Consider the following 23,810-nt stretch of genomic DNA (forward strand, 5'->3'; position numbering starts at 1 on the left):
TTTTTTTTAAAATTAAATATCATTGCTTCGGAATCTTAAATCTTGCTCTACTTCTTCTACCGCTTCTAAAGATGCTGGTTTTTCTTTAGTGAAGAATGAATTAACGTTTCCTAAACTAACGGTCCAAATAACAGCGTTCGCCAGAGTTTTCAGCAGATTTATGAGATAATTTCCCCAGTCTAGATCTCTTATCAATACTTCTTTTGCATCAATTATTGCTCTTTCACAATATTCATTAAAGTTCTGCCGCGCAACAACTACATCGACTGCGCCAGGTTTTTTTATAGCCTGTTCATATCCATTTCGTGCAAGAGTTAAATTATTTAAGAGAGTTACCGCTGCATCTTTAGCCTCAGAAAAATTATGCTGCTCAATTGTGCCAATTTTTGATCTAAGGTGATTTAAAGCCTCATCTATTTCTAAAAGAGACAGTGTTAGCTTTTCCTGCCTTCTAATTTCTTCTGGTGTTGGAGCAGATTGTCTCTTTAATGTAGGAAGTTGCAACCATTGCTGGTCTTTTAAAACAACCACAGAGTAACCTCCTTTGTTGTCTACAAATTTTGCCTTGCTCCCTGAGCCAAAAATCTTATGGCCGGCTAAAAACTCGCTAAACTTCTTAGCACTTTCTTCTTTCACAAAGGATATTTTATAATCCCCCTGTGAGGTTTTGGTGATGAAGGGAGGAGGGGCGTCAATACTTAATTCCAATTGTTGATGAATATGGCGCGCTACTTGTTTGAATTGCTCGTTAACTTGGCGTTGTTCGTCTTCCTGACGGCGCTTTTCTACTTCAGCCAGGCGTTTTTGCTCTTCCTGACGGTGCTTTTCTACTTCAGCCAGGCGTTTTTGCTCTTCCTGACGGCGCTTTTCTTCTTCAACCAGGTGTTTTTGCTCTTCCTGACGGCACTTTTCTACTTCAGCCAGGCGTTTTTGCTCTTCCTGACGGCGCTTTTCTACTTCAGCCAGGCGTTTTTGCTCTTCCTGACGGCGCTTTTCTACTTCAACCAGGTGTTTTTGTTCTTCCTGACGATGCTTTTCTACTTCAGCCAGGCGTTTTTGTTCTTCCTGACGACGTTTTTCTTCTTCAATCTTGAGTTGATCATCCTGCTGGTTTAAACCGTCCTGTTTCTTTAATGCAGGAAGTTGCAACCATTGCTGGTCTTTTAAAACAACCGCAGAATAACCTCCTTTGGTGTCAACAAATTTTGCCTTGCCTCCTGAGCCAAAAATCTTATGGCCGGCTAAAAACTCACTAAACTTCTTAGCACTTTCTTCTTTCACAAAGGATATTTTATAATCCCCCTGTGAGGTTTTGGTGATGAAGGGAAGAGGGGCATCAATACTTAATTCCAATTGTTGATGAATATGGAGCGCTACTTGTTTGAATTGCTCCTTAACTTGACGTTGTTCGTCTTCCTGACGGCGCTTTTCTTCCTCAGCCAGGCGTTTTTGTTCTTCAAGTTTTCTTTGCTCTTCTTGCTTTTTAAGATTGTCTTGATTTTTAAGATTTTCGTATTTTTTACCCAGTTCTGGTAATTTATTCCATTCTTCAATCGTCAAGTAAACTACATGGCGATCTTTATACTGTTGAACAAACTTTGCATTACCACTTACATCCTTAATACTATAACTTGCTAAAAGAGTACTAAATTGATCCGCCTTACCCTTACTGAAAAAGCCTATGGAATAAAGGTTATTCTTTTGCACTATTAAAGGACTAGTTTGCATGTCCAATTGTGTGTTAATAACGTGTGCAGAGACCATTTTGAATGTATCTTTGAGTTTTGATCGACTTATCAACTCTTCTTGTGTACTTAGTTTAGGTATCTGCCTCCATTGTGCTTGGCTTAAAATAACTACATTATCCTTGCTAGGGGCTACTTTATGAGCCTCAATACCATTGAGTGCTAATAGAGAACAAAATTGATCTGCTGCATTTATATTTTCAAAACAGAGCCGATAATCTTTCCCATTTTGAAGCGATACAACAGGAGTCTTTATGTTTAACTTAACAAATAAAGAAGACTCAACCTTGGGGATGAACTCTGCTTTTCGCTGTTTAAAGTCGACATTAAATCTTTTTACCATAGCTGGGTTAAGTTCAGACTGTAGAAGGATTAGATCAGACTTTTGAGCTATTTGTTCTTCGCCTGTTTTAGGATTCTTATGGGTATAAGCTCCTCCAACAGTTCGATCACTCCCTGGGTTTAACAGGACCACCTTTTCGCCTTGTTGTTGCCGCTCCTGCGCATAAGAGATCATGTCGGTATGCAGCGTTGTATTCATATATTTATTGTTAGGAGCAAAACTTTGATATTGTTGTACCGCAGCAGCAGATCCACTAAGATTCACTGGATTTTTCCATATTATCCAATCGACGTTAATGCTATGTTTTTTAGCTGCTTCGGCAAAAGCGAGATACATAATTCTTTTTGCCACATCTGGTGACATTGAATAAGGATTGAGTTGGTTGATATAAACACCTACCCCAAAAGTAGGCATAATCAATCGTTGATTTCCATTTGTTTTTGCTTGGAATACAATAAAATCAGCCAATTTTCGACATTCATTTTCATATTGCGTAGTTTTCAATAGCCCCGCTTCGGAAAATTCGTCTATATCCACTTTCGAGGTTCCCATCATATTGGGTGCGCAAGCAGTTATTACAGGAATCTCTGTTGGTTTTTTTAGCTGATTATCTAAGTAGAAATCAACAGGTCCATATACCAATCTGTAGCGGGTTAAACGTCTATTTCTTTCATCAATTAAGCCCGCATCCGGAGCTAAAGTAAGCTGATCAGATGTATAAAGACCAGAATCAAAAGGAGTATAGCCAATTCTTGTTGTTTCAAGCTCTTTTCCAGGTTCAACCTCAAGGAATTCGTCCAGAAAGCAGATGCGCTGTTGTTTTTGTAAATAAGCGATTCTTTGTAAGCGAGCATCATCCTGAGCAGTGCACACTTTTCGGATGTAACGATCAAAAAACTGCATTTGCCCATCATAATACTCATCATAGGTAAGCTGATCCACAATAGGTTCTGGAACAACGGGCTTAGGAACATCCACCGGTTTAGGTTTAGCTTGAAGAGCAATTTTACGCTGCTTGATTTCCTCTTGGAGTGAGCTGAGTGCAGCTACCTGGCTTTTACCATCATGATGCTGTAAAAAATTACTGTGAAGTGATGTGGCATGCATTTCAAGAATACTTGTTACCAACTGCTTTATAGAAAAAATGGTACAACTGCCACCGCCCTGTGCGTAATTTTTTTGATTTTTCATTACAGCTCTAACAGGTTTTCCATCCAAGCCGATTGAGAAATAATTCAATTCGTGATTCTTACCGATAGGGCTTCCTTTCAATAAGGTAAGGCGGTTATTTACCCTGGTCCACTCTTCAGCCTCTGGGCTCCCGACGGGGGAGGCACCCTCACCATTTGGTCCTTCCTGTGGTTTGCGATAAAAAAGCAGATGGCGTTCTGCCTTAATTAATTCACGGATAGTAGTTTCCATGGCTTGCTGATAACCCTTGGGGTCGGTTTCAGGAGTTATCGCCAATGGAACAATTTGATCATTTACTAATCTTGTAGGTCCAAGTTTAGTAATGTAAGTCCCTGTGCATGTACCACCATTGAGTTCATTACACTCAGCACCTAAATTTGTTTGTACATGATAATAGTCAAAATGATGAATTTCTTTAGGATCATTGCTTATACCGCCATTTACCTTCACGCCAACTTTAATAATCCTAAGCATTGCGGAATGGTTTATCATCCGCCCGCCCTGGAGGGTTATTTCATTAGTTTCTGACATCATATTTGCATCAGGTAAAAATCTTCTCATTTTGTAGGGCGGTTTACCTGCTGCTCCCCCCCACCAATCTACCTTAGGATTACCGTTAAGCAAATTATTAATATTTTCATCAATTTTTTCTTCTAAGGAAGGATAAATCCCCCTTTGTTTTATGGGGTTAGCACTCCACTTACCATTCCAAAGTACCCAATCTTTTTGTTCTGGTGGAGCATCTTTCATGCCCATATAAGGCGCGGCGGGGTTTATAATTACCTTATTACGTTTTCCAAGAATCCTAACAAGGTAATGCATAAAATTAGCATCTGTTTTTAAGCCTTGTTCTACCCCTCGACCTAAAATATCAATTGCATGTTGTAACGAAGCGTATTCCTTTTTAGATAAAAGCTCTTTATTTAATTCCGCATAAATTTGAAGCGATACTGAATATCCAGAACATGCCTCATATACCGCATTATTGATATCGTCATCATTACTGTAATCTTTTGATAAATGATGTGCTTTATTAACATAGGTCTCTAATTGAGGATTTCTATTGATAACCCCTAATAATGCAGCAACTTTCTTTTCCCACTCCTCTAGTTGCTCTAAGGTCATTTTGTTGTCTTGCTCTTTTTTTAATTCAGCTTTGTATTCTGTATATAGGTGTTCTAAACAAACTGGCTTTGCTAGATAAGCCCACTCAAAAGACAATGGCTCTCTTTTTTCCGCTGGGTGTAAATTGTATTTTTTGGTGAATTGACTAAATTTGTTCCTATTACTCAATCTAAAATAAATAGGGGCTGGTTCTTTATATTCATAAGTTTTAGGATAAATGCTGGAATCTAGCTTCATCCATCCTGGGCATATAAAGCCCTGAATCTCCTTGCCGGGCTGAACATTTAGTTTTTTCCTCATGGAATCATAAATTCTTCCATCTTCAGGTCTCAGTGTCCTTAATTCTCCACCAGGCGGTGGGTTAGTGTTTGGAACAAATTTTAAATCTGTAATTTTACCTTCAACTACTTCTTTTATCCCGTATGTTATTTCAATCCACTCTTTAAAGCTCATTAAAATCTCTCAAAAAATCTAAGTAATTATAGAGTATAGGTTGTGTTTCTTAAGTTAACATTATGTTCTTTACGTAATTTTCCCCCCTGATAAAAGCATTGGCTATTTCCACAAAGCGATGGTTTTATTGAATATTTCTTAGCAAAAAAGATAGGCTTAGATAAAATGAATTAGTGAAAGAAAAAAGAGGCTTTTTATGTTCCATTAATGTGTGTGTCAATTGGAAATTAGAAACTACAACTAAATATGTGACATCTTAACGTCACTACCATAACAAGGTATTTCCCTGATTGCGCCGCGCTAATCCAGGCGACATTTGACATGTTGCATTACCCTAAATCCCTTAGCTTAATGGCAGTGAGGCCAAACGGGGCCGACCTACCTAGTCCTAGAGAAAAGTGAAGACGGAACCCGGTATATCCTCCATGTTAAATACCTCCTCCTCCTGGTCGCGATGTAAATCATCACAATATTCAGCAAGCATCTGGATGTTCGATGTTAAATTTAAGCCGACGTATTTAAGAAGATCAATAAACGTACTTATTTTCCTGTATCGTTTTTCTATCTCTATTTTGGATTCCAGGTCTTGGATACGTGCATTTAACTCATTCAAGTGAGGGTCATTTTTTTTTCTGGCGTTGAATTCCGTCTCTATGGCTTGTGCTGTTTTAAATCGTTCCAGTCCTTTGCTTTTCACTTCGATATCAAACTGGCGTTTAAACTGATTTTCTCTTCTTAGGCGTTCTTCTTTAGCTAGAGTAAGATTCCATTTATTATATCGATATTCCGTTACATTAAACTGATCCACTAGACTCGAATTTTTACTGTTTAGCCATGTCACTGTCAATGGAGTTAATTTAGTGTAATCTTCCAGATCCTTCTCAATGTTTTCTTGCTTTAGGAGATCAAGATGATGCTGTACGGCTTGCTGCAATTCCAGTAAATGTTCAACAGACAAAACCGGAGCCAGATTCTGCCAGTTTTTTCTTAGTTCATATTCTGCCCCGAGAACTGGTAACGTTCTTTTAGGAGTGGGTGACAGGAGTTTCGTTATTTCCACTTCGTATTCTTTAGGTAAAAGCTTTGCAGTATCACTTTGTTGTGATAAGAGGATAATAAGATTGATAGTCTCTTTGATGACTTTTTTATTATTTAAATTCAATATATCAGAAAATTTCATTTTTTATTGAGGCCATTGGAGTTGAGTTGGATATCCTATTGGGGATGTCATTATAAACAATAAATTTGGTAAAAATAGAAGTCTTTATCTGTTTTAGATTAATGTGTGCCGAAAATGGGCCACCGACTCTTCTGTATGCCGCGACTTGTCGCGGCATACAGAGGATTTATATCAGCTGCAGAGCTGAGTTCATATGAAGAAAAAGGTGCTTTTTTATTCCTTTAATAGCGAATTATCAAGAACAGTCTGCGCTTGTTCTTTAAGATGTTGAATAACTGCATTTTTATATTCCGGATATTTGTTCCCCAGAAAACGAGCGGCAAGAAGGGCGGCGTTAACTGCTCCTGCCTTACCTACAGCGAGGGTGCCGACGGGAATGCCTGCAGGCATCTGTACTATTGAAAGCAGTGCATCCAATCCATTAGTGAACGTTGAAGAGGGCATAGGTACACCAAGAACGGGGAGGCAGGTTTTTGCAGCCACAACCCCAGGGAGATGTGCAGCTCCTCCAGCAGCCGCAATAAATACCTCAACACCGCGTTGTTCGGCTGATTTAATATAATCAAATAAAGCATCAGGTGTTCTGTGGGCAGACAGGGCGCGTGCTTCATTGGGAATGTTTAGTTTATCCAGCATGAGAGCAGTTTCTTCCATTATGACCCAATCTGATTTGGATCCCATGAGAATGCTTACCAGAATATTTGACATGCGTAACACCTTAAAAAAATTGTAATTTATTCTACACCAGGATTTAAAAAAGTCGAAGCATGATTTGCCTAGGTGAAGGTTAGTTAAAATCAGGGATAGATTGCGATGCCTTGCAGCAAGAGCTACCTTTTATTTCTTTCGCAGCATACATGGCAAGATCAGCTTTAATCATTAAGTCAACTACAGTTTGTGTGTCATTGGGACAAGTAGAAAGCCCTATACTAATTGAGCTGTGGTACTTAACTTTTTTTAAGGTAAATGGCTGTTCGAATGCATGGATAATTCTTTGGGCGATTTCTTGTGGAGTCATTTCATCTTGGGAGTGCAATACGATGCCGGTAAATTCGTCTCCGCCCAATCTGGCAACAAAATCATTTTCACGAAAACAGAGATGAATCCGTTTTGCTGCTTGCGCTAATAAATGGTCACCCATATCATGTCCCCAATAGTCGTTTACATATTTGAGATTATCGAGGTCCATAAAAAAAACTGTCACACAGTCATTGGTAGATAATGAGTCAATGACTTCTTGTAAATGTTTTTTAAAGTATTGGCGATTTGGCAAATTTGTTAGTGGATCAAAATAGGCCAAATGTTGGTATTTATCTTTTTCAACACCTAGTAAATGATTTTTATAATGTAATATTTGTTCATATCGCTTATTTTCGTGCATTAAATTGACGACTGTAGTGACAATGATTAGATAGGCAAATAGATGGTTTGTCCGTCCGATAATCGTGAGAAGATGTGGAGCGAGATGGTAAAAAGGGGGGATTGAAAGGGTGCTAAATCCTATGATCATTAATAAAGCAATTGTCGAGTAAAAAAACAGCCCGCCCCATCCCACAAGCGATGCGGCAAAAAGAGGAATTACATAAAACCATAAAGAGTAAGATGTTCCCACGCCCCAAACCAGGTAATTTGCGCTGGTTATTGTTAAGAAGGTAGTTAAAATCAGTATGTGACCACAAACGCTTGTGTTCCTGCTACGAATAAGCAATATTGAATTGAGTAAAATTATTATGCCTCCCAAACCAATTATTGCAACAAGGTACCATAGCTTTTTATAGGCGTACAAAGGAACAATCATCGCACACACAATAATTAGTTCAAAAGTAATATAGAGAATCAGACGATATTGCCGTACGTGTATACCACCATATCTTGTCTGGCCGTTGTGTGAGATCATTCTATTCCTTGATTATTCACGTATACTTTATTTATTCTAAATTTTAATATTTCAATTAACCTTTAAAATTTAGCTGATTCCCATATTATTAATACTAGACCAGCTCTGATTAAATTTTGCTAAGTAAGTTTTGCATACCCGTGGGTGAAAAGCCTCCGTGGACGGATATGCCCCAATAGGCAATTTTATTTGTATTCGCACAGTGCAATGCCAGATCAAGACACTGGATGAACCAATTGTAACCTGGGTGGATACGAAGTCGTAATCCTGGGTGATGTGCCAACAAATCCCGGGTTAGCTTTCGCTTTCACCCAGGTTACATCTAATAAACTGATCTCCTAAAATCTGTAAAACCCAGTAATCAATATGAAATATCATCCGGAATTTAACTTTAAATTTCGAATAGGGTGGCACAAATAAAAAGGCATCTTTGAAGACGCCTTTTTATTTGTTATTAAATGAGAACTGTTTCCTTAAGGAGCTTTGGTTACAGTTATTTCTGATGCAGCACCTCGTGCTTTGGTGGCGGGATCATACATCGCTTCGGCATAGGCTGGAGGCACGATGTATTTTCCTGTGTTTATTGCTTTGATTTTATAAGTAATTTGTTTGGCTGTTGAATCAATACTGCCGAAGTAATTTACTCTATCCTCACGTGCATCAGAAAAATCCATAGTATCAGTTTTCACTGAATCACGAACTACCTCAAAGCCACCGGGTAAAAGATCTTCAACCGCTATATTAGTTAAATAGGCATTATCTAAGGTACGGATTTGGATATGTACCTCAATTTCGCTACCTAAAGTTGTTGTGTTAATCACATTCCCTTTTTCATCTCTATATTCTCTAAAGATTTCCATTCCTTGTTTTAATGGCGTAGTTGGAAGCGTTTTGTCGAAACCGGCTTGTACCAACTGATAAAAGAACGTTTGCTTCTCTGGGTTATTCAAACTGATTTTTTTGACGTCCTCATCAATACTAATTTTTTGATAATTACCCTTTTCGGTAGGGAAGGTTTTTTCTTGATTGTTATTCAGCACCCCTGTTATTGACAGGGCCGGATGAGAACCGGTTGCATCATTTTGTTGATAAGCACTTAACGCTAAGCTGGTATAACCAGACAATATGGTATTAATTTCATTATTATTGATGGCCTTAACCAACTGCATTACCAATTTATCACCCACTTGCGCTAATAAATTAGGGAAATGCTTGGCCACAATATAAAGATATTGAGCATCAGCAATATTGCTATCATAGAAATCGGTATCAAAAGTCTGTTTACTTTGCGGTTGGTAGAGGCCGATTAATTGATTCGCATCATCATAGCTCTTTAGCAATTGATACGAAGCAGCTAAATAGACAGCAGTAATATCTTTTTGCCATGCTTTCGTACTGTCTTGTTGTAAGTACAATTGTAAGTTAGCCAGATAATTAGTTGTTACTATCTCATTTCTGGTTAAAATATAAATTGCATAAGCCTGAATCCTTGCTGTATCCAAATCAGATGCATTTTGACTTGCCAGATTTTTAAGATAACTAATACCATTAGAGAACATATCGCTAGGTACTGTAAAGCCTTGCTCTCTGGCCTCAGTCAAGAAATGCATGGCATAGACAGAGGCAAAGCTATTCCCGCTATTCTCTCCCAAGCCAGGCCAATAACTAAAGCCACCATTCGACATTTGACGCTGACTGAGCATTTGAATTGTAGCGTTTACCTTGTCATGGATTTGCTGACTGTCTTTCGTAAACCATGGCTGATTGTTCATCGCCAGCAATGGTAAGGCTTTACTGGTCAATTGCTCCGTACAACCATAAGGATAATTATCCAGATAGCGTTGTAAACCAAATACCAGAATTAAAGGACTGGTAGACACGGTTGCATCCACATTACGATATTGCGGATAAAGGGTTTGCATGATATCCAGCGATTTTTTAGCATCTTGAGACTTACCGCTATCAATATTAGTTATAAATGGCATTGCAGGCCTGACGCTAAGTGTGGCATCCATTTTACTGGATTTATCATCCGCTTTAGCAGTGAACGTTACTTTGGCCGCGCCTAATGATTTAGCCCGTAATTTAAAGTGTACGGTTTGCTCGCGACCCTCCTTAATTTCCAAGGTTTGGTTCGCGCTGCCTATAATTTCTATTTCGGGCGAAGCAGTAAGATCCACGTTAACTTGCGTGTGATCACCGGAGTCTTTAATGTTGTTAGCAACACTTGCCGATATTTCAAATTCATCCCCAGGCGCTACAAACGTTGGGACATTCGGATTGATGATGAAATCTCCCCGAACTTCTGCAGACGTATCATTTGAGCCAACAGAATCAGTAGATACGGCAACAGCCATTACGCGGATACTGCCGTTAAAATAATCAGGAACTTGATATACTAATTGTCGGCTGGTCTGATCCGTATCAATGATTCCAGACCAATAAACTACAGGTAAATCCGTTTTTCTTTTGAAAGGATTAAGTCTGCTGGCCATATCTTCTTCACCACCATCACCCCCAGCAGCAGATAGTTCTCTATCCTGGATAAATTTGGGAAGAATTTGATCTACGGTTTGTTGTGTTAATACTTCCAGAGCATGTTTTTGGAAAAAGAAGGATAAAGGATCTGGAGTACTGTAACGTCCCACTTGCAAGATGCCTTCATCCACCGCAAAGACAATTATTTTTCCTGCCTTATCCGTCTGATAGTCAATAGTGAACGGCTCACCAGGACGAGCCACCTTGGCAGTTTTTAATTCTATTTTAATATCATGATTGTCATGGTTCACCGTAAAGGGGACGACACTATAACTTAGAGGGCTAATGAATAACTCTGGAGACTCCCAATCTCGAATGAATGCCACATTAAGGTATCCATTACCTTGAAAATCTGCAGGAATACGAATAGTTTGCACTGAGTTAGTTGTTTCAGTTTTAAACCACTGAGTAGCATAGACTTTATCTCGTTCAATGGTGATTAACCCGGAACCCGTATAAGGGGCCGTGATTTGCAATTCTATATCATCACCTGCTTTATATTCAGATTTATTTAATTTGATTGCCAACTCCGCATTTTTTGCCAGTGGCTTTTGGCTTGCTCCAACGATACTGAACTTTAATTGGCTGAGTACCGTATTATCTTTATCAAGAATACTTAGGGAGTAATCACCAATTTGTTGTGAAGGCAGTTGATAATTAGTACCTGCTTCTTCCAGGGCAAAAGGATTGGTACTAACCACTGTTGATTGGATAATGGATTGATATTGATAAGTCCCATCCGCTTTTTTAACCAGGGTAGTAACTGGGTGTAAAGAAACCAATTGAATTTTTAAATCTTTAACTGCTTCTTTGCTTAATTGCGGATTAACAGCAATATAATTGATATTTCTAATGCTGTTTTGCTTAATGAAAGATAAGTCACCATCGGGTTTATATCCAATGAAATAGGGTAAAGGACTAATTAATGCCTTAGATTGAGTGGTGACACTTCGACCACCGTCTGCTTCAAAACCTTCAGCAAAAAATGACAATTGATAGGTAGCCTTTTCAAACCGATCCAGATTTAAATCAAATTCGGCCTCTCCTTTGTCGTTTGTTTTAACGTCAGTTAACGTTTCGGTAAACACTTTTGGTGGTTTTTTGGGATCCAGAAGGGGATCTGCAAAAATATAGTCGGGATAATCTTCAAATTCAATTTGCTGAGGGGTCAGTAAGATTTTAGCACTGATTTTTCGATCGGCAGCAGGTGCTCCATATAAGTTCCAAAGTCCTACGTGAGCTTTTAAGCCCATCGGTGAAGTCCATCCGTCAGATGGGGCTGGAATCAGATTTGAAGTGATTCGCATTCTATCCGGTTGAAACTCTGAAACGCGAACCGATGTGCTACCCAACAGGTTTTGAGGATGATTGTCTTTTACTAAAAACAGGTTAACCATATACTGACCGGTTGGAGAGTTGGCATTGGTGGTGAAATCAAGCTCCATATACCCGGTATCGTTCAGAGTGATTTTTTGATCTTTTAGCGTTGTTCCTCTGGAATCTACAATGGTAGCCTGTAGAGGCAAGCCAGCAGGTTGTGGCTGCGCATAGGCTTGTTTGACTATCATGCCTATATGTACGGTATCTCCAGGTCTGTAGATACCTCTATCCGAGAAGAGATAGGCACTCAAACTTTGTAATTCCTGATTGTTTGTATAGATGCCGCCAATATCAAACTTACTAAAATTCAATTGTCTGTTGAAGTTATTGAATGGAATAAATGAAACGTCATTATTGAGATTTGCCAAATAAACAATTGGTTCTCTATCCTCAACAAAATCTTTAAGGGTAGGGAAGTTAACCCGTCCTTGACTGTCACTTACCCGAGACAAAATAGGCAAGCCATTTTTACCTAAAACGGTAACTGTAACATTAGCTACAGGGACTCCCTGAGTGATGGAGTTAATAAATACATCATGACTGCCATCGTTATTATCCTTTACTAGCATGCCTAAGTCGGTAATCAGGATTAAGCGACTGGCTTTTACATCCAGTGGTGATTTATTAGCAACATCCCATCCAGTGGCTTGTAATAAAAATAGGCCTTGTGGTCCTGATGTATTGGCATCAACTGTAAGGTATTTACTTAGATCAAGGGCAGTGTATTGTTGTTTTGTTAAATCGGAGCTGTCAAATTGTTGGACATCAGAAAAGATTTGACTAATATTCTGTTGATTAAAGGAAGGATTAATAAAATAGGGGTTATTAAAATCTCCTTGAGTCTGGGTAACCAATTGATTGATATTATTTGGTAAAACTCGCGCAAAATCGAATTTAACAGCAGGTACGCCGCGGACTAATACTGAAAGTTTTTTCTCTCCGCTTAAAGCCAAAAGTGATCCTTTGTGCAAGAAACTGATTTCCTTGGGAAATTCAGGTATGGCGATAACAGCCGCATAATCATTACTTAAAGTAAAGTCGCCAAATCCTTTCATGCCTTTATCGATTTTAATATATAAATATCGTGGTGTTTGGGCAGCAAATTTAAAACTATGTAACGTGGCATAGTTTTGTTCTGTTGGTATTGCTTCTTTGGTTAAAGGAGTCGCTAAAGAAAGAATAGCGCTGGTTACTTCTCCTGGATTTTGCCATTGATAATTTTGTTTGGCTTGTTCTGCAGCGGTAGCTGGATAGTCTTGTGGCAATAAGTAGATATGTACTGACTTATTAAAATCCTTCTCATTAACCCCCAAGCTTGTTTCAACAGTTAGAACTTGTTCTGGCCTGTCTTTATCATTCCTTACTATTGAGGCCGAAGTTGAAAGTACTTTGAGGAAATTACTGGCGTCAGGTATTAGTAAATTGGAAGCTGTATCTGTTTTAAGTTCTGTTGAGCCGGTTGAAGAGCTTATATTTTTACTTAAACTGAATACCAAATAACGTGCTACATCTTTTATTTTAATGTTTTCTGAATGCAGATAGGCTACTCGATTATGTTCATCATAACTATAAGAGAACTTAACGGGCTCCGCATTGAGATCTATCTTGCCATTTTTAATTGCCTGAAACATTAACGAGCTATTTTTTTCAAGACTTTCAGGATTGACCGGAAAGTTAAACTGGATAGTTGCTACAGCGTTCCTAACTTCTGAATTAACAGGGTCCTGATAGAATTTAAACTCAGTAATTTTTGCTTCAAAAGGTTTGGTAACGAATGAAAAATCATAACGTTCCATATTCGTTTTCGGAGCAAAGAAGTTTTGAGCAAAATGAATGGTGTATTTTTGTCCTGCTGGCCAATCTTCAGATGGGACAAAGACTAATTGACTGTCGCTATTCCAGCTCCATTGGCCCATTGTTTTAGGCGTCATTTCTATGCCTTCAGTAATTGTTCTACCAATTAAATTGATAGGGGCAACGGACTGGTTAGTGAAGCCATTATTATTTTTAATACCAAAATCTATAATTAAGTTATTAGGCACCAGGGGTGTATCATTGGCTGCCGTCGGAGTTATTTCGGGGACGGTTATTGATGCGGTGATATAGGTAGGTTGAGGGCGATTTTTATACCAATGGGCGCCATATCCCGCAGCAAGAAGAAAAACAATAATTAGAGATGTGGTTCCCCAAAATGTTTTAGGCTTGCTTTTTGCTTTTTGGTGTAAGTGAGTCATCCAGGGAGGGCTATTCCAATTCAATTTTCCAAACACGGAAGAAAATGCAGAGCAAAGCCCGTTTAGAATTGAAGAACGTGGATTTTTATTCATGATTTATCCCATTTGAGATGACTGTTTGTTTGTTTTAAATCATTTTGCATCGAAACAATGCTCCATGGATTTATTTTTCTCAATAATCGATGCATTCTAATGTAATTTATATGAAATTTGAATATAATTTACTCTTTTTGATGCATAATATCGGTTATGAGAAAAATAATTAAGATAATTAGCATAATCCTTGTTTCACTATTTGTCAGTGGGTATTTGTTATTATTTTTTTCACCAAGACCTTTGCTGTTGGAAGAGGTCAGTTTTTCTAAAGCGGTATACGATGATCACCATCAGTTATTACGGTTAACTTTGAGTAAAGATGATAAATTTAGATTGTTTACTCCTCTCCCTCAAATCCCCAAACAATTAATTGAAGCCACTTTACTACAGGAGGATCAATACTTTCGCTGGCATTTGGGCCTCAATCCTTTTGCTATGTTTAAAGCGGTTTGGCAAACCTACGCAGTAAAGTCACGTAGGGTAGGTGCTTCAACAATTACCATGCAATTAGCTCGTATACGCTATGGAATAAATTCTAAAAAAATATCCGGAAAGCTGTGGCAAATTATCAGAGCCTTGCAAATTGAAATGCATTACAGCAAAGATCAAATATTGGAAGCTTATTTAAATTTGGCGCCTTATGGCGGAAATATTGAAGGAGTAGGCGCTGCAAGTCTGATCTATTTTAATAATCCCGTTGCCAAGCTTAGTTTGCCTGAAGCATTAACTTTAAGCATTATTCCCCAAAATCCAGGAAAGCGTACTCCCGATAATAGTGATTTAAAGAAAATTAGAGATCGTTTATTTACGCGATGGCTCGTGAAGCATCCTGAAGACGGCTCAAAAAAAATGATGTTTCATTTACCTCTAGTGATGCAAAACAGCCATAATTTGCCTTTTCACGCGCCTCATTTGGTTAACATGGTGCTTAATCATCCTTCTGTGCACGCCCAAAGTATTGATACTACTTTAGACTATCGAACCCAGATCATTGTAGACCGTATTACACGCCATTATTTAGCGAGGAAAAAAGGTTTAGGCGTTTATAATGCAGCGGTTTTGCTGGTTGATACTCGAGATATGGGTGTTAAAGCGCTAATGGGCTCTGCAGATTTTTTTAATAAAAGTATTGGTGGGCAGATTAATGGAGTGGAAACAAAGCGTTCCCCTGGTTCGGCACTGAAACCTTTTATTTACGGATTGGCCCTGGATCAAGGCTTAATCCATCCGAATACTGTTTTGAAAGACGTACCTCACAGTTTTAATGGCTATAATCCAGAAAATTTTGATTATGATTTTATGGGACCTATTAAAGCAAAAGATGCTTTGGTTTTAAGCCGTAATATTCCTGCTATTGATCTTTCCAGTCAACTCACCAATCCCTCATTACATCAATTATTGGAGCAAGCACAGGTAAGTCATTTGCGATCTGAATCTTATTACGGTTTATCCTTAAATTTGGGCGGTGTTGAACTGACTATGAGAGAGTTAGTTGGCTTATATGCGATGTTAGTTAATGATGGTATCTGGTATCCCATTCACTTACTCAAAGAAGAAAGCAAAGACAATGGGCGTCGTTTGCTTAGCCCAGAGGCAAGTTTTTTGGTTTTGGATATGTTAAAAAATACACCAAGAACTGATTTGAGTTACAAGGCTTTCTCTCAATTGCCAGTATCATGGAAAACAGGTACTTCTTCAGGTTATCGAGATGCGTGGACGGTGGGGTCTTTTGGTCCTTATGTTTTGGCCGTCTGGATTGGCAATTTTGATAATAAAGCAAATCCTGCCTTTGTGGGTAAAGACATTGCCGCGCCTTTATTTTTTGAATTAGTTGATGCGATTAAACAGGAGCGCGGTCCTTTAGTCAGCGTTGAAAAACGACCTGAGCAGTTGAATCTTCGCAAAGTAGAGGTATGCAAGGCCTCTGGTATGTTGCCTACACGTTATTGCCTGGATACTGAATGGACCTGGTTTATTCCCGGTAAATCACCAATTAAAACGGATACTATCTTCAGAGAAGTGGCAATCAATAATAAAACCGGACTACGTACCTGCCATATTGATGACAGCACACGTTTTGAAATTTTTGAATTTTGGCCTTCAGATTTGTTACGAATTTTCAAAAAAGCAGGCATTCAAAGGCATACGCCACCTTTTTTCGAACCGGATTGTGCATTAACAGGAAATACAGGTATTAATCCGCAAATTACTTCTCCACAGGCCGGGATAAGTTACATTGTGCGCGCCAATTCAAAATTCAACGATAAGATACCTCTAAGTGCGGTCACTGATGCTGGTATTGCTCATTTATATTGGTTCATTAATGAAACGTTTATTGCTGAAACAAAACCCGATCAGCCTTTTCTATGGCGGGCTAAACCGGGTAAATTTGTGATCAGGGTTGTTGATGATCACGGCTTGTCTGATGCTCGTGATCTCACTGTCTTAATGGATAGTTAGGGGTTACACCTGTGCTGCTGGTGCCTCATAGGGTTCCTTAGCAACCTCACCTGGCACCCATCCGGTAAGTAATACTCCCTTATAGACCAGTTGGCAAAACAATGCGGCTTTGCAAAGAATCTCAGTGTCATCTTCACAGGTATTTGAATTAAAATACAAAGCAATTGCCAATCCGAGTTGGGCTCCTGCAATGCTGCCTTGTAATAATTGCACCGCCTTTTCACTTAATTTTACGTCGCGGCGAAATAGAGTATAAACTGACAAACAAGTTTGCGTTACTTTGGGCGGAATCACTAGAAGGGGATTGAGTGATTCAATCATGCTTCCTGCTATTTCGGTTACTGCATTGGTTCTTTGGGTATTGCGGTGTGCGGGTGTCGATGCAAAAGTACGTGCGGTTATCGTATCGACGCAATTAGTAAAAAAATTAGGCATGACATTAATCCTTTAAAATTTAATGAGCAAAATTACACTTGAATTTGTTTAATAAAACAAATACGGGGCAATTCTAACGTAGCTTCTCAATAAGTCCGGGAAACGTCATTCCGAACGTAGTGAGGGATCTCCTGAAAGCGGCTCTGTGCCTTAATTTGAAGATCCCTCACTACGTTCGGGATGAATTCCTCGGATGAGAAGTTACATTATAACTTTTTAATTTGAAGTTTAATAAAAAAATTTATTTTTCTCTATTTTAAGAAGGGGAGTATTTTTTGAATAGTTTGAAACGACGTAAAATTTCAGGTTTTTCGAAAGAGCTAAGCCTGCTTACGTAAAGGGTAGCAATCAATTGGATGATCCCCATGACGATAAATAAAGTTTCAAAAGAGCCGTATGCAATGATTAAACCGCCACACAATAAAGCCACCCCGGTATAAATGCTTGCCAAACCGTTTGCCAGGCCCCATGTTAAACCCTCATGGGTTTTGTCTTCGCAGCGAGCGTAGAGGGCATACCAGGTCGTAGTCGATAAGCCACCCGAAATACCTAAACCAATTTGTAATAATGCCAACTGCTTTTTGGTGGTAACAAAAATATAGCAAAAGGTGAAAACAGTTTGCAGGGCATATCCAACAATCAAGAGTTTTTCTTTATAGATAAAATCCGAAATATAACCTAATCCAATAACGACTATGCCAACTGAAATGAGATAAAGAGCCCAAACCCAGGAAATATCTAAGGGAGACGATTGAAATTTCGCACAAAAAATTCCAAATAGAGGACCAAGCATGCCTTCAGAGAGGTACCATAAGTTGTTTGCAAATAATAAAGTCCGTTCTTTTTTATTAAACATTCTGTTGGTTTTCAAAATTAAATAGGAACTTTAATAACATACAAGTTTAATAACTATTTTTATATAGTTTAAAGGTAATTAATTCAATTTATTAAGTTTTAAACTTTTTATCTCCAGCCTAAAATGCTAATCTAATTTTTTTATGGGCACATTAGTCGATTATGAGCAGTATTCCCCCTAAAACCAATCGCATTTTATCTTTGGATGTATTCAGAGGTTTAACTATTGTTTTAATGATTTTAGTAAACAGTCAGGGGACTCGAACCCCATACGCCATTCTGGAACATGCTTCTTGGAATGGATGTACTTTAGCAGATATAGTTTTTCCCTGTTTTCTCTTTATTGTTGGATTAAGCAGTGCGATAAGTTTAAAAAATCAGATTCATCAAAAATCTAAATTTGCTTTGTATAGCGGAATAGTACAACGCAGTGTGATTTTATTTTTTGTTGGCGTTCTATTGAATGCTATTCCCTATCATTTTGACCTTGAAACCATTCGAGTCTATGGGATTTTGCAGCGCATTGCGGTATGTTATTTGGTTTGCGCTATTATCTATCTCAATACCACGACCAAGACTCAAATTTTAATATTTTTAGGTATTTTGTTAGGGTATTGGTTTATTATGACTCAAATTCCGGTTCCTGGGCATGGTGTTAACCAATTAACTGTGGAAGGAAATTGGGTTAGCTATTTTGATCAAATGCTTTTTGCCCCGGCTCATTTATTTGAAAAAGTGTATGATCCGGAGGGTTTTTTAAGTACTCTTCCTTCTATTGCTACTACTTTGGCTGGCCTTTTAACGGGTCGTTTATTACTCACCTCGCTGAGTAATAAAAATAAATGGTACATCATGAGTGTTACAGGTTGCGTTTTTTTGCTTCTGGGATGGCTCTGGGGGGGGAGTTTTCCCATTAATAAAAATTTGTGGACCAGCTCTTTTGTGTTATGGACAGGGGGCTACGCCTTAATTACTTTTGCTCTATGTTTTTTAATTATCGATATTTTAGGTTACACAAGATGGGCCTTGCCATTGAAGATTTTTGGCATGAATGCCTTATTTGCCTTCATATTACATGTCACTTTGCTAAAAATTCAGTCCATGTTTTATTTGCCCTTGAAAAACGGTAATTTAGATAATTTAAGAGCCGTTATAGCGGATCATCTATTCAGCAGTTACGGGGCACAGAATGCGGCTTTATTTTATTCAATTGTTTTTTTATTTTTGAATTTTTTGGTGGTTGCATTTTTGTACCGATATAAAATATTTATTCGCATTTAGCAGGGACAAGAGGAATCACTGGTTAAAGTGAAAGTTTTTTTAGGAGTATCGCGTGGGCCAGATAAATTAAAGTAGCTTTTTATATGGATTGTGGTCGTGTTAAATCATTGTGAATTATGACATGATGGGACTTATAACTCATGAAAAAAAGTAGCTCATTTTTTATTTCATGCTTAATCGCATTTTCTCCGTTTTCTTCCACCGCGCTGGCAGCAAATCAGAAATCCCCCGCGCCCTCTGCATCCCCGCCGAGTGTGGGGCTTTTTTCACTCCCATTTTCTCAACAACCAGGTCCCTTTCTTTCATTTGGTCAAAATATTATTGAGAAAAATAAGCTGCAAATTTATTTATCACCCACTTATCTCAAACTCGATGATCAGTATTATTTTGCATTTACCCCTTCTCTTTTATATGGTTTAACTGACTCGGCGTCATTTTACCTTTACACGCCCTGGGCTATAGATTATAGAGCCCCAGACCATAATAATGACATACATCATTCCTCTGGTGCATCAGATACCAGTTTGCAATTCGAATATGCCTTTTATCAAGGTTCTGATTCAACTAAGACAGAGTTTGCTTCTTTTGTTACAGCGGTAACATTGCCCTCAGGCACTTTTAATAAATTTCCTTCAACTGGATTTGGTTCACCTTCCTATTTTTGGGGAGTGACTTTTAATCAAACTTTTATAGATTGGTTGTGGTTTGTTTCGCCCGGATTATTTAAATTTACGCCTTACAATAATGTTCATCTTGGTTCACAATACCTCTATCAATTGGGAATAGGTCACAATATTTTTAGCGTTAAGAATCAATATATCTTTTCTGGATTATTAGAGTTAAATGGACAATATACAGAAAAAAATAAAATTTTTGGTCAGGCGAATCCAAATAGCGGTGGAAATCTAGTATTTATTGTTCCATCTTTATGGTTTTCCACAGAAAAATTAATCGCTCAATTGGGCATTTCCCTGCCGATCTCTCAGCATTTCTATGGTGAGCAAGCAAAGGTTAAATATAATATCGTAGCTTCTTTGGGCTGGACATTTAGTGTATAGCCGACTTAAGGAACCGTTAATTGAGCAAGAGGTATTGCTGTAATTTGTTCTTTTTGCCAGGGAACGTTATAACCGTTCCCTTGCCTGTAACAAATCTTTTAAGGGTTGAGGAAGTATCGAACGCATTTTATTGGTCATCGCTGCCTCATGTTTTTGCCATAGAATGCCTAAGTAAATGATTGCAAATCCTATAACTGTCAGCGCAACAGGGAATAAATAGCTGTTTTGAAATACCTGAAATGCTAGATGTCCTAAGTAACAGCAGACACCCAAACCTCCGAAGATAACGAAGACTTTTCGGTTTAAAATGGCGCCTATAAAAATCAAAAGCAGGTTAATGCAAAGATAAATAAATTTGGAAAATTCACTATCAGAATGTTGGGCTGTCATACCGCTCCAAAAAGCGATTACGCCAAATATATAAAGCCAGAAGGCATAGTCGGCTGAATTACTGGATCTGATATCGACCCAAAAAGCGATTAAAACGGTAACCAGTCCAAAATACATGGAAACCATGGCACCAAGCTCATAATTGTAGCTTCCTCCCGCAATCATGGAAGTAAGATCCATGGACATATACCAGAGAGTCACCGCTATAGGCATCAGCATAAATGGGTAGCGATAGATCCAGGCCATGATAATTCCGACAATCAAAGTTCCTAACTCCATAAACATCCAATGCCATTTAATATAAGTGTGATAATTTTGATATACCATTTCATCTGGCCACCAACCCATTCCTCTTTGAAGTCCGTAAATAGCCAAAGGTGTCAGAACAACAACAAAAGTGGCACAAATACCTGCAGGAACACTATGTCCTTTTGCTTGTAATAAATGGGCTAAAGCAAGTCCAAGAACACCGTAGCAAAGAGAAAGAAATAAAATCCCCCAGCCACCGTACATCTCCCAGCCTAAATTCATAAATAAAGACATGGCCCCAATAGCAATAAGCCCCCCAAAATAATAAAGAACATTAGTTAAATTAAAATTTGGACTTTGATCAGGGAGATTGGTGATGAATTCAATTAAACGGTCAGCTTGCTCTTCGGTGATTATTTTAGCATCTACTGCCTTGTATATCATATTCCGTGAAATGTTCATTATATCTCCGGGAGATCCCTGATTTTATTATCATAATATGATTATAGTTGAACTAAGAAAATCCTGCGGCTATTCAAAATAAAAGAAGTATGCTTTAAGTGAATTAAGTAATTTCTTGTAATTTAGGTGCTTTTCGTTGACTCCACATGGGTATTAAAGTCATTAGTACCAGGAAGAGTCCTCCCAATACGGCATAGATTATTTGAGAGTCAAGCTGTAGTGATGGCGGTGGTGTTAAACTGACTAATAAGGCAACACTGATACCCAGGACTCCTAAACAGGAGGGGATTAATATTTTAATTCTGTTATGCGAACCTCCTGAGAAAATCACTTTAATTGCGCTAAAAAAAAGAAGTAAATACATTAATAAATTAATTTGAGTTGCTGCATTCAGCATAATCCAGTAAGAGGCATTAATCGAAGGAATAATCAAAAATAAAGTGCTAATAACAGAAACACACAGGGCTTGCAGGATTAGCAGTTTTGCTGGGGCTTTATTCTCATTAAGTTTAGTCAGTCTGGTATCCAGAAATCCTTCTCCTGCAGCAAAACCTAAACCTTTAATTGGAGCAATGAGCCAATTGTTAGCCGTTCCAATACACCCTATAGCAATCAATCCATTAATAAGAAAGGAGAGATGGCCACAGTGCATTTTCGTGAAAAATAATTGGATAAGCTTTGGGATACTGCTGATAAAACTTAATTGCTCTGCTGGAATGATCATGGCCAGAATAATGGAGCCAAATAACATGGAGAGAAATATCAAGAACACCGAGATCACTATGGCTTTTGGAAAGGCGCCTGCTTTGCTTTCTTCAGCATGAACTGCAGCCAATTCAATGCCGCAGAATGAGAGAATAATTGCGGTCAAGGAAGTCCAGGAATAGGGCGCTGCTTGAGGAAGTATATTATCTCCCTGCGGTGTTTCAGTTAGCCACCAATATAGTCCCATTGCCATAATAATAGTAAAAGGAATAAGTAAGCCGGTAATGGAACAGAAAGAGTTAAAGCGGCTGGAGAATTGAATGCCTTTCAAGTTAATCCAGGTTAAGCCCCAAATAAGGAAAATAACGATGAGAAACAGTAAGCCTTTGTTTTCAACCAAGTCCGGGGAAATACTGTAGAGTAAGGTTCCGGCTATAAAGCTCAGTAAGGTTGGATAAATTAATATATTTTGGACGCATTGATACCAAATGGCCATAAATGCTGCATGTTTACCCAGGCCTTTTTTTACCCACCCATAAACCCCTTGTTGAGATTGATTGGAAAACCAGGATGAAATAATGGCGCAGGGAAGTAAGAAAAAAATTAAAGCTAATGAGAAGTAATTGAATAACTGGCTTCCTGCTATGGCTGCCGCAGGTAAATTTCGAATACTGTCTACGGAACATACAGTGATTAATGTAAGACTGAGTACGGATAATCGTTTTTTCATTAAACTCTCAAAATCTCAAAGACAAGCAACTTAAGCCACCATCAACTTTTCTAAATTCACTGACATCCAATTCAATTACAGAAAAACCTCGGTCGGTAATTGATTTTTTTGTTTTCGGGTATCCTTGTGCCAGTAAAACCGTTCCGTTAACCATAATACAGTTGGCTGCATAAGACTCATCAGCATCAACAACAATTTGATTCAGGTGCGCAAATGCCGGATGATTTACCAGTTCACCACAAACAAGTAAATATCCTTGATCCAAATAACTTACCCCGGTCTTAAGATGGAGAAATTCTTTCAATTGAACAGTTGAAGCAGTAAACCCCTGATGGTTTAGCGTCTGAATCATCTGTTGAGCGCCTGCCAGGTTGGTTCTTGCTGAAAGGCCTATAAAGAAGTGCTCTCCTACTCTAAGTACGTCCCCAGCCTCTAAGGTTCCTGGACTGGTAATTTTTGAGATTTTATCTTTAAAAAACACCTGTATCGCTTGTTTTATCTGCTCTACTTCACCTTGTCTTGTCTGAGCACCGGGTCGAGTGATGATCCCTAAGCGTTCGGTAAGCAAAGCAACATCTTCAACAAAGCAGGAATCCGGGAATTCCTCTATGGGCGGTAATACCGTCACCTCCAGCCCGCATGGCGATAAAGCATTAACGTAATTTTGATGTTGAATTAATGCCTGGCCATAATCTGGTTTACCCAATTCAGTCGAAGTAGTTAATCCATGTACTAAAGAGGCTGAAGGACTACGAACAATTGCATTTTGAAACATTAATGACATCCAAATTTTAAAAAAATTATCTTAGCATATTTTTTAAGACTTAAACTGCAGAAAATGATCAATCAGCGGTTCAGCAATGGATACCGCGAACAAGTGGTGGCACGTAGGCACTGGGGAAACCAATTGTACATTCGCCCTAAGGTTTTTTTTAATAATACCTTGCAGCAGGTAAAAAAATGAGTATCCTCATTAGAACGTATTGTACATTTATTCGACGTC

Annotated in this window: 13 protein-coding genes; 3 read left to right on the forward strand and 10 right to left on the reverse strand. The window is 38.5% G+C overall.

What is annotated here, in order from left to right; genetic code table 11:
* Positions 1 to 12: 12 nt before the first annotated feature.
* The 5 genes from LOX96_RS06570 to LOX96_RS06590 form a co-directional block, all read right to left on the reverse strand.
* Positions 13 to 4,857: a sbcc family protein gene (locus LOX96_RS06570; protein WP_250456355.1), complete on the reverse strand. Its 4,845-nt coding sequence runs from the start codon at positions 4,855 to 4,857 to the stop codon at positions 13 to 15.
* 388 nt (positions 4,858 to 5,245) lie between these two features.
* The gene (locus LOX96_RS06575; protein ID WP_250421674.1) at positions 5,246 to 6,037 is read right to left on the reverse strand and encodes a hypothetical protein; all 792 of its coding nucleotides are present in this window, start codon (positions 6,035 to 6,037) and stop codon (positions 5,246 to 5,248) included.
* 213 nt (positions 6,038 to 6,250) lie between these two features.
* Entirely contained in the window at positions 6,251 to 6,745 is a 495-nt protein-coding gene (purE, locus tag LOX96_RS06580) for a 5-(carboxyamino)imidazole ribonucleotide mutase (RefSeq protein WP_250421675.1), read from the reverse strand.
* 79 nt (positions 6,746 to 6,824) lie between these two features.
* Positions 6,825 to 7,934, reverse strand: a complete 1,110-nt coding sequence (locus tag LOX96_RS06585; protein ID WP_250421676.1) for a GGDEF domain-containing protein — start codon at positions 7,932 to 7,934, stop codon at positions 6,825 to 6,827.
* Between the two features lie 473 nt (positions 7,935 to 8,407).
* Positions 8,408 to 14,179, reverse strand: a complete 5,772-nt coding sequence (locus LOX96_RS06590; RefSeq protein ID WP_250421677.1) for an alpha-2-macroglobulin — start codon at positions 14,177 to 14,179, stop codon at positions 8,408 to 8,410.
* A gap of 156 nt (positions 14,180 to 14,335) precedes the next feature.
* Between LOX96_RS06590 and pbpC the strand changes: the two genes are divergently transcribed.
* Positions 14,336 to 16,642 carry a penicillin-binding protein 1C gene (pbpC, locus tag LOX96_RS06595; RefSeq protein ID WP_250421678.1) on the forward strand — a complete coding sequence of 769 codons (2,307 nt, stop codon included), beginning with the start codon at positions 14,336 to 14,338 and terminating at the stop codon, positions 16,640 to 16,642.
* A gap of 3 nt (positions 16,643 to 16,645) precedes the next feature.
* Here the strand turns inward: pbpC and LOX96_RS06600 are convergent, their stop codons facing one another.
* Both LOX96_RS06600 and LOX96_RS06605 read right to left on the reverse strand, forming a co-directional pair.
* The gene (locus LOX96_RS06600) at positions 16,646 to 17,077 is read right to left on the reverse strand and encodes a hypothetical protein (RefSeq protein ID WP_250421679.1); all 432 of its coding nucleotides are present in this window, start codon (positions 17,075 to 17,077) and stop codon (positions 16,646 to 16,648) included.
* Positions 17,078 to 17,333: 256 nt separating this feature from the next.
* On the reverse strand, positions 17,334 to 17,933 hold the full coding sequence (locus LOX96_RS06605) for an MFS transporter (RefSeq protein ID WP_250421680.1): 600 nt from the start codon (positions 17,931 to 17,933) through the stop codon (positions 17,334 to 17,336).
* 161 nt (positions 17,934 to 18,094) lie between these two features.
* Between LOX96_RS06605 and LOX96_RS06610 the strand changes: the two genes are divergently transcribed.
* Positions 18,095 to 19,213 (forward strand): acyltransferase family protein, encoded by a 1,119-nt coding sequence (locus tag LOX96_RS06610; protein ID WP_250421681.1) that lies wholly within the window; start codon positions 18,095 to 18,097, stop codon positions 19,211 to 19,213.
* Positions 19,214 to 19,353: 140 nt separating this feature from the next.
* Positions 19,354 to 20,271: a hypothetical protein gene (locus LOX96_RS06615; RefSeq protein WP_250421682.1), complete on the forward strand. Its 918-nt coding sequence runs from the start codon at positions 19,354 to 19,356 to the stop codon at positions 20,269 to 20,271.
* A 66-nt stretch (positions 20,272 to 20,337) separates the two neighbouring features.
* Here the strand turns inward: LOX96_RS06615 and LOX96_RS06620 are convergent, their stop codons facing one another.
* The 3 genes from LOX96_RS06620 to LOX96_RS06630 all read right to left on the reverse strand — a co-directional run bounded on the left by LOX96_RS06620 (position 20,338) and on the right by LOX96_RS06630 (position 23,582).
* Entirely contained in the window at positions 20,338 to 21,372 is a 1,035-nt protein-coding gene (locus LOX96_RS06620) for a DUF2157 domain-containing protein (protein ID WP_250421683.1), read from the reverse strand.
* 103 nt (positions 21,373 to 21,475) lie between these two features.
* The gene (locus LOX96_RS06625) at positions 21,476 to 22,807 is read right to left on the reverse strand and encodes an APC family permease (protein ID WP_250421684.1); all 1,332 of its coding nucleotides are present in this window, start codon (positions 22,805 to 22,807) and stop codon (positions 21,476 to 21,478) included.
* Between the two features lie 7 nt (positions 22,808 to 22,814).
* A complete protein-coding gene (locus LOX96_RS06630) occupies positions 22,815 to 23,582 on the reverse strand; it encodes a dimethylarginine dimethylaminohydrolase family protein (RefSeq protein WP_250421685.1) in 768 nt (255 codons plus the stop codon).
* Between the last annotated feature and the right edge of the window lie 228 nt (positions 23,583 to 23,810).

Source organism: Legionella maioricensis, from assembly GCF_023618015.1.
In the GTDB taxonomy this organism is placed as follows: domain Bacteria; phylum Pseudomonadota; class Gammaproteobacteria; order Legionellales; family Legionellaceae; genus Legionella; species Legionella maioricensis.

Coding starts and splice junctions, on each gene's coding strand:
- LOX96_RS06570 (WP_250456355.1), bottom strand. CDS start 4,857: ATGAGCTTTAAAGAGTGGATTGAAATAACATACGGGATAAAAGAAGTA.
- LOX96_RS06575 (WP_250421674.1), bottom strand. CDS start 6,037: ATGAAATTTTCTGATATATTGAATTTAAATAATAAAAAAGTCATCAAA.
- purE (WP_250421675.1), bottom strand. CDS start 6,745: ATGTCAAATATTCTGGTAAGCATTCTCATGGGATCCAAATCAGATTGG.
- LOX96_RS06585 (WP_250421676.1), bottom strand. CDS start 7,934: ATGATCTCACACAACGGCCAGACAAGATATGGTGGTATACACGTACGG.
- LOX96_RS06590 (WP_250421677.1), bottom strand. CDS start 14,179: ATGAATAAAAATCCACGTTCTTCAATTCTAAACGGGCTTTGCTCTGCA.
- pbpC (WP_250421678.1), top strand. CDS start 14,336: ATGAGAAAAATAATTAAGATAATTAGCATAATCCTTGTTTCACTATTT.
- LOX96_RS06600 (WP_250421679.1), bottom strand. CDS start 17,077: ATGCCTAATTTTTTTACTAATTGCGTCGATACGATAACCGCACGTACT.
- LOX96_RS06605 (WP_250421680.1), bottom strand. CDS start 17,933: ATGTTTAATAAAAAAGAACGGACTTTATTATTTGCAAACAACTTATGG.
- LOX96_RS06610 (WP_250421681.1), top strand. CDS start 18,095: ATGAGCAGTATTCCCCCTAAAACCAATCGCATTTTATCTTTGGATGTA.
- LOX96_RS06615 (WP_250421682.1), top strand. CDS start 19,354: ATGAAAAAAAGTAGCTCATTTTTTATTTCATGCTTAATCGCATTTTCT.
- LOX96_RS06620 (WP_250421683.1), bottom strand. CDS start 21,372: ATGAACATTTCACGGAATATGATATACAAGGCAGTAGATGCTAAAATA.
- LOX96_RS06625 (WP_250421684.1), bottom strand. CDS start 22,807: ATGAAAAAACGATTATCCGTACTCAGTCTTACATTAATCACTGTATGT.
- LOX96_RS06630 (WP_250421685.1), bottom strand. CDS start 23,582: ATGTTTCAAAATGCAATTGTTCGTAGTCCTTCAGCCTCTTTAGTACAT.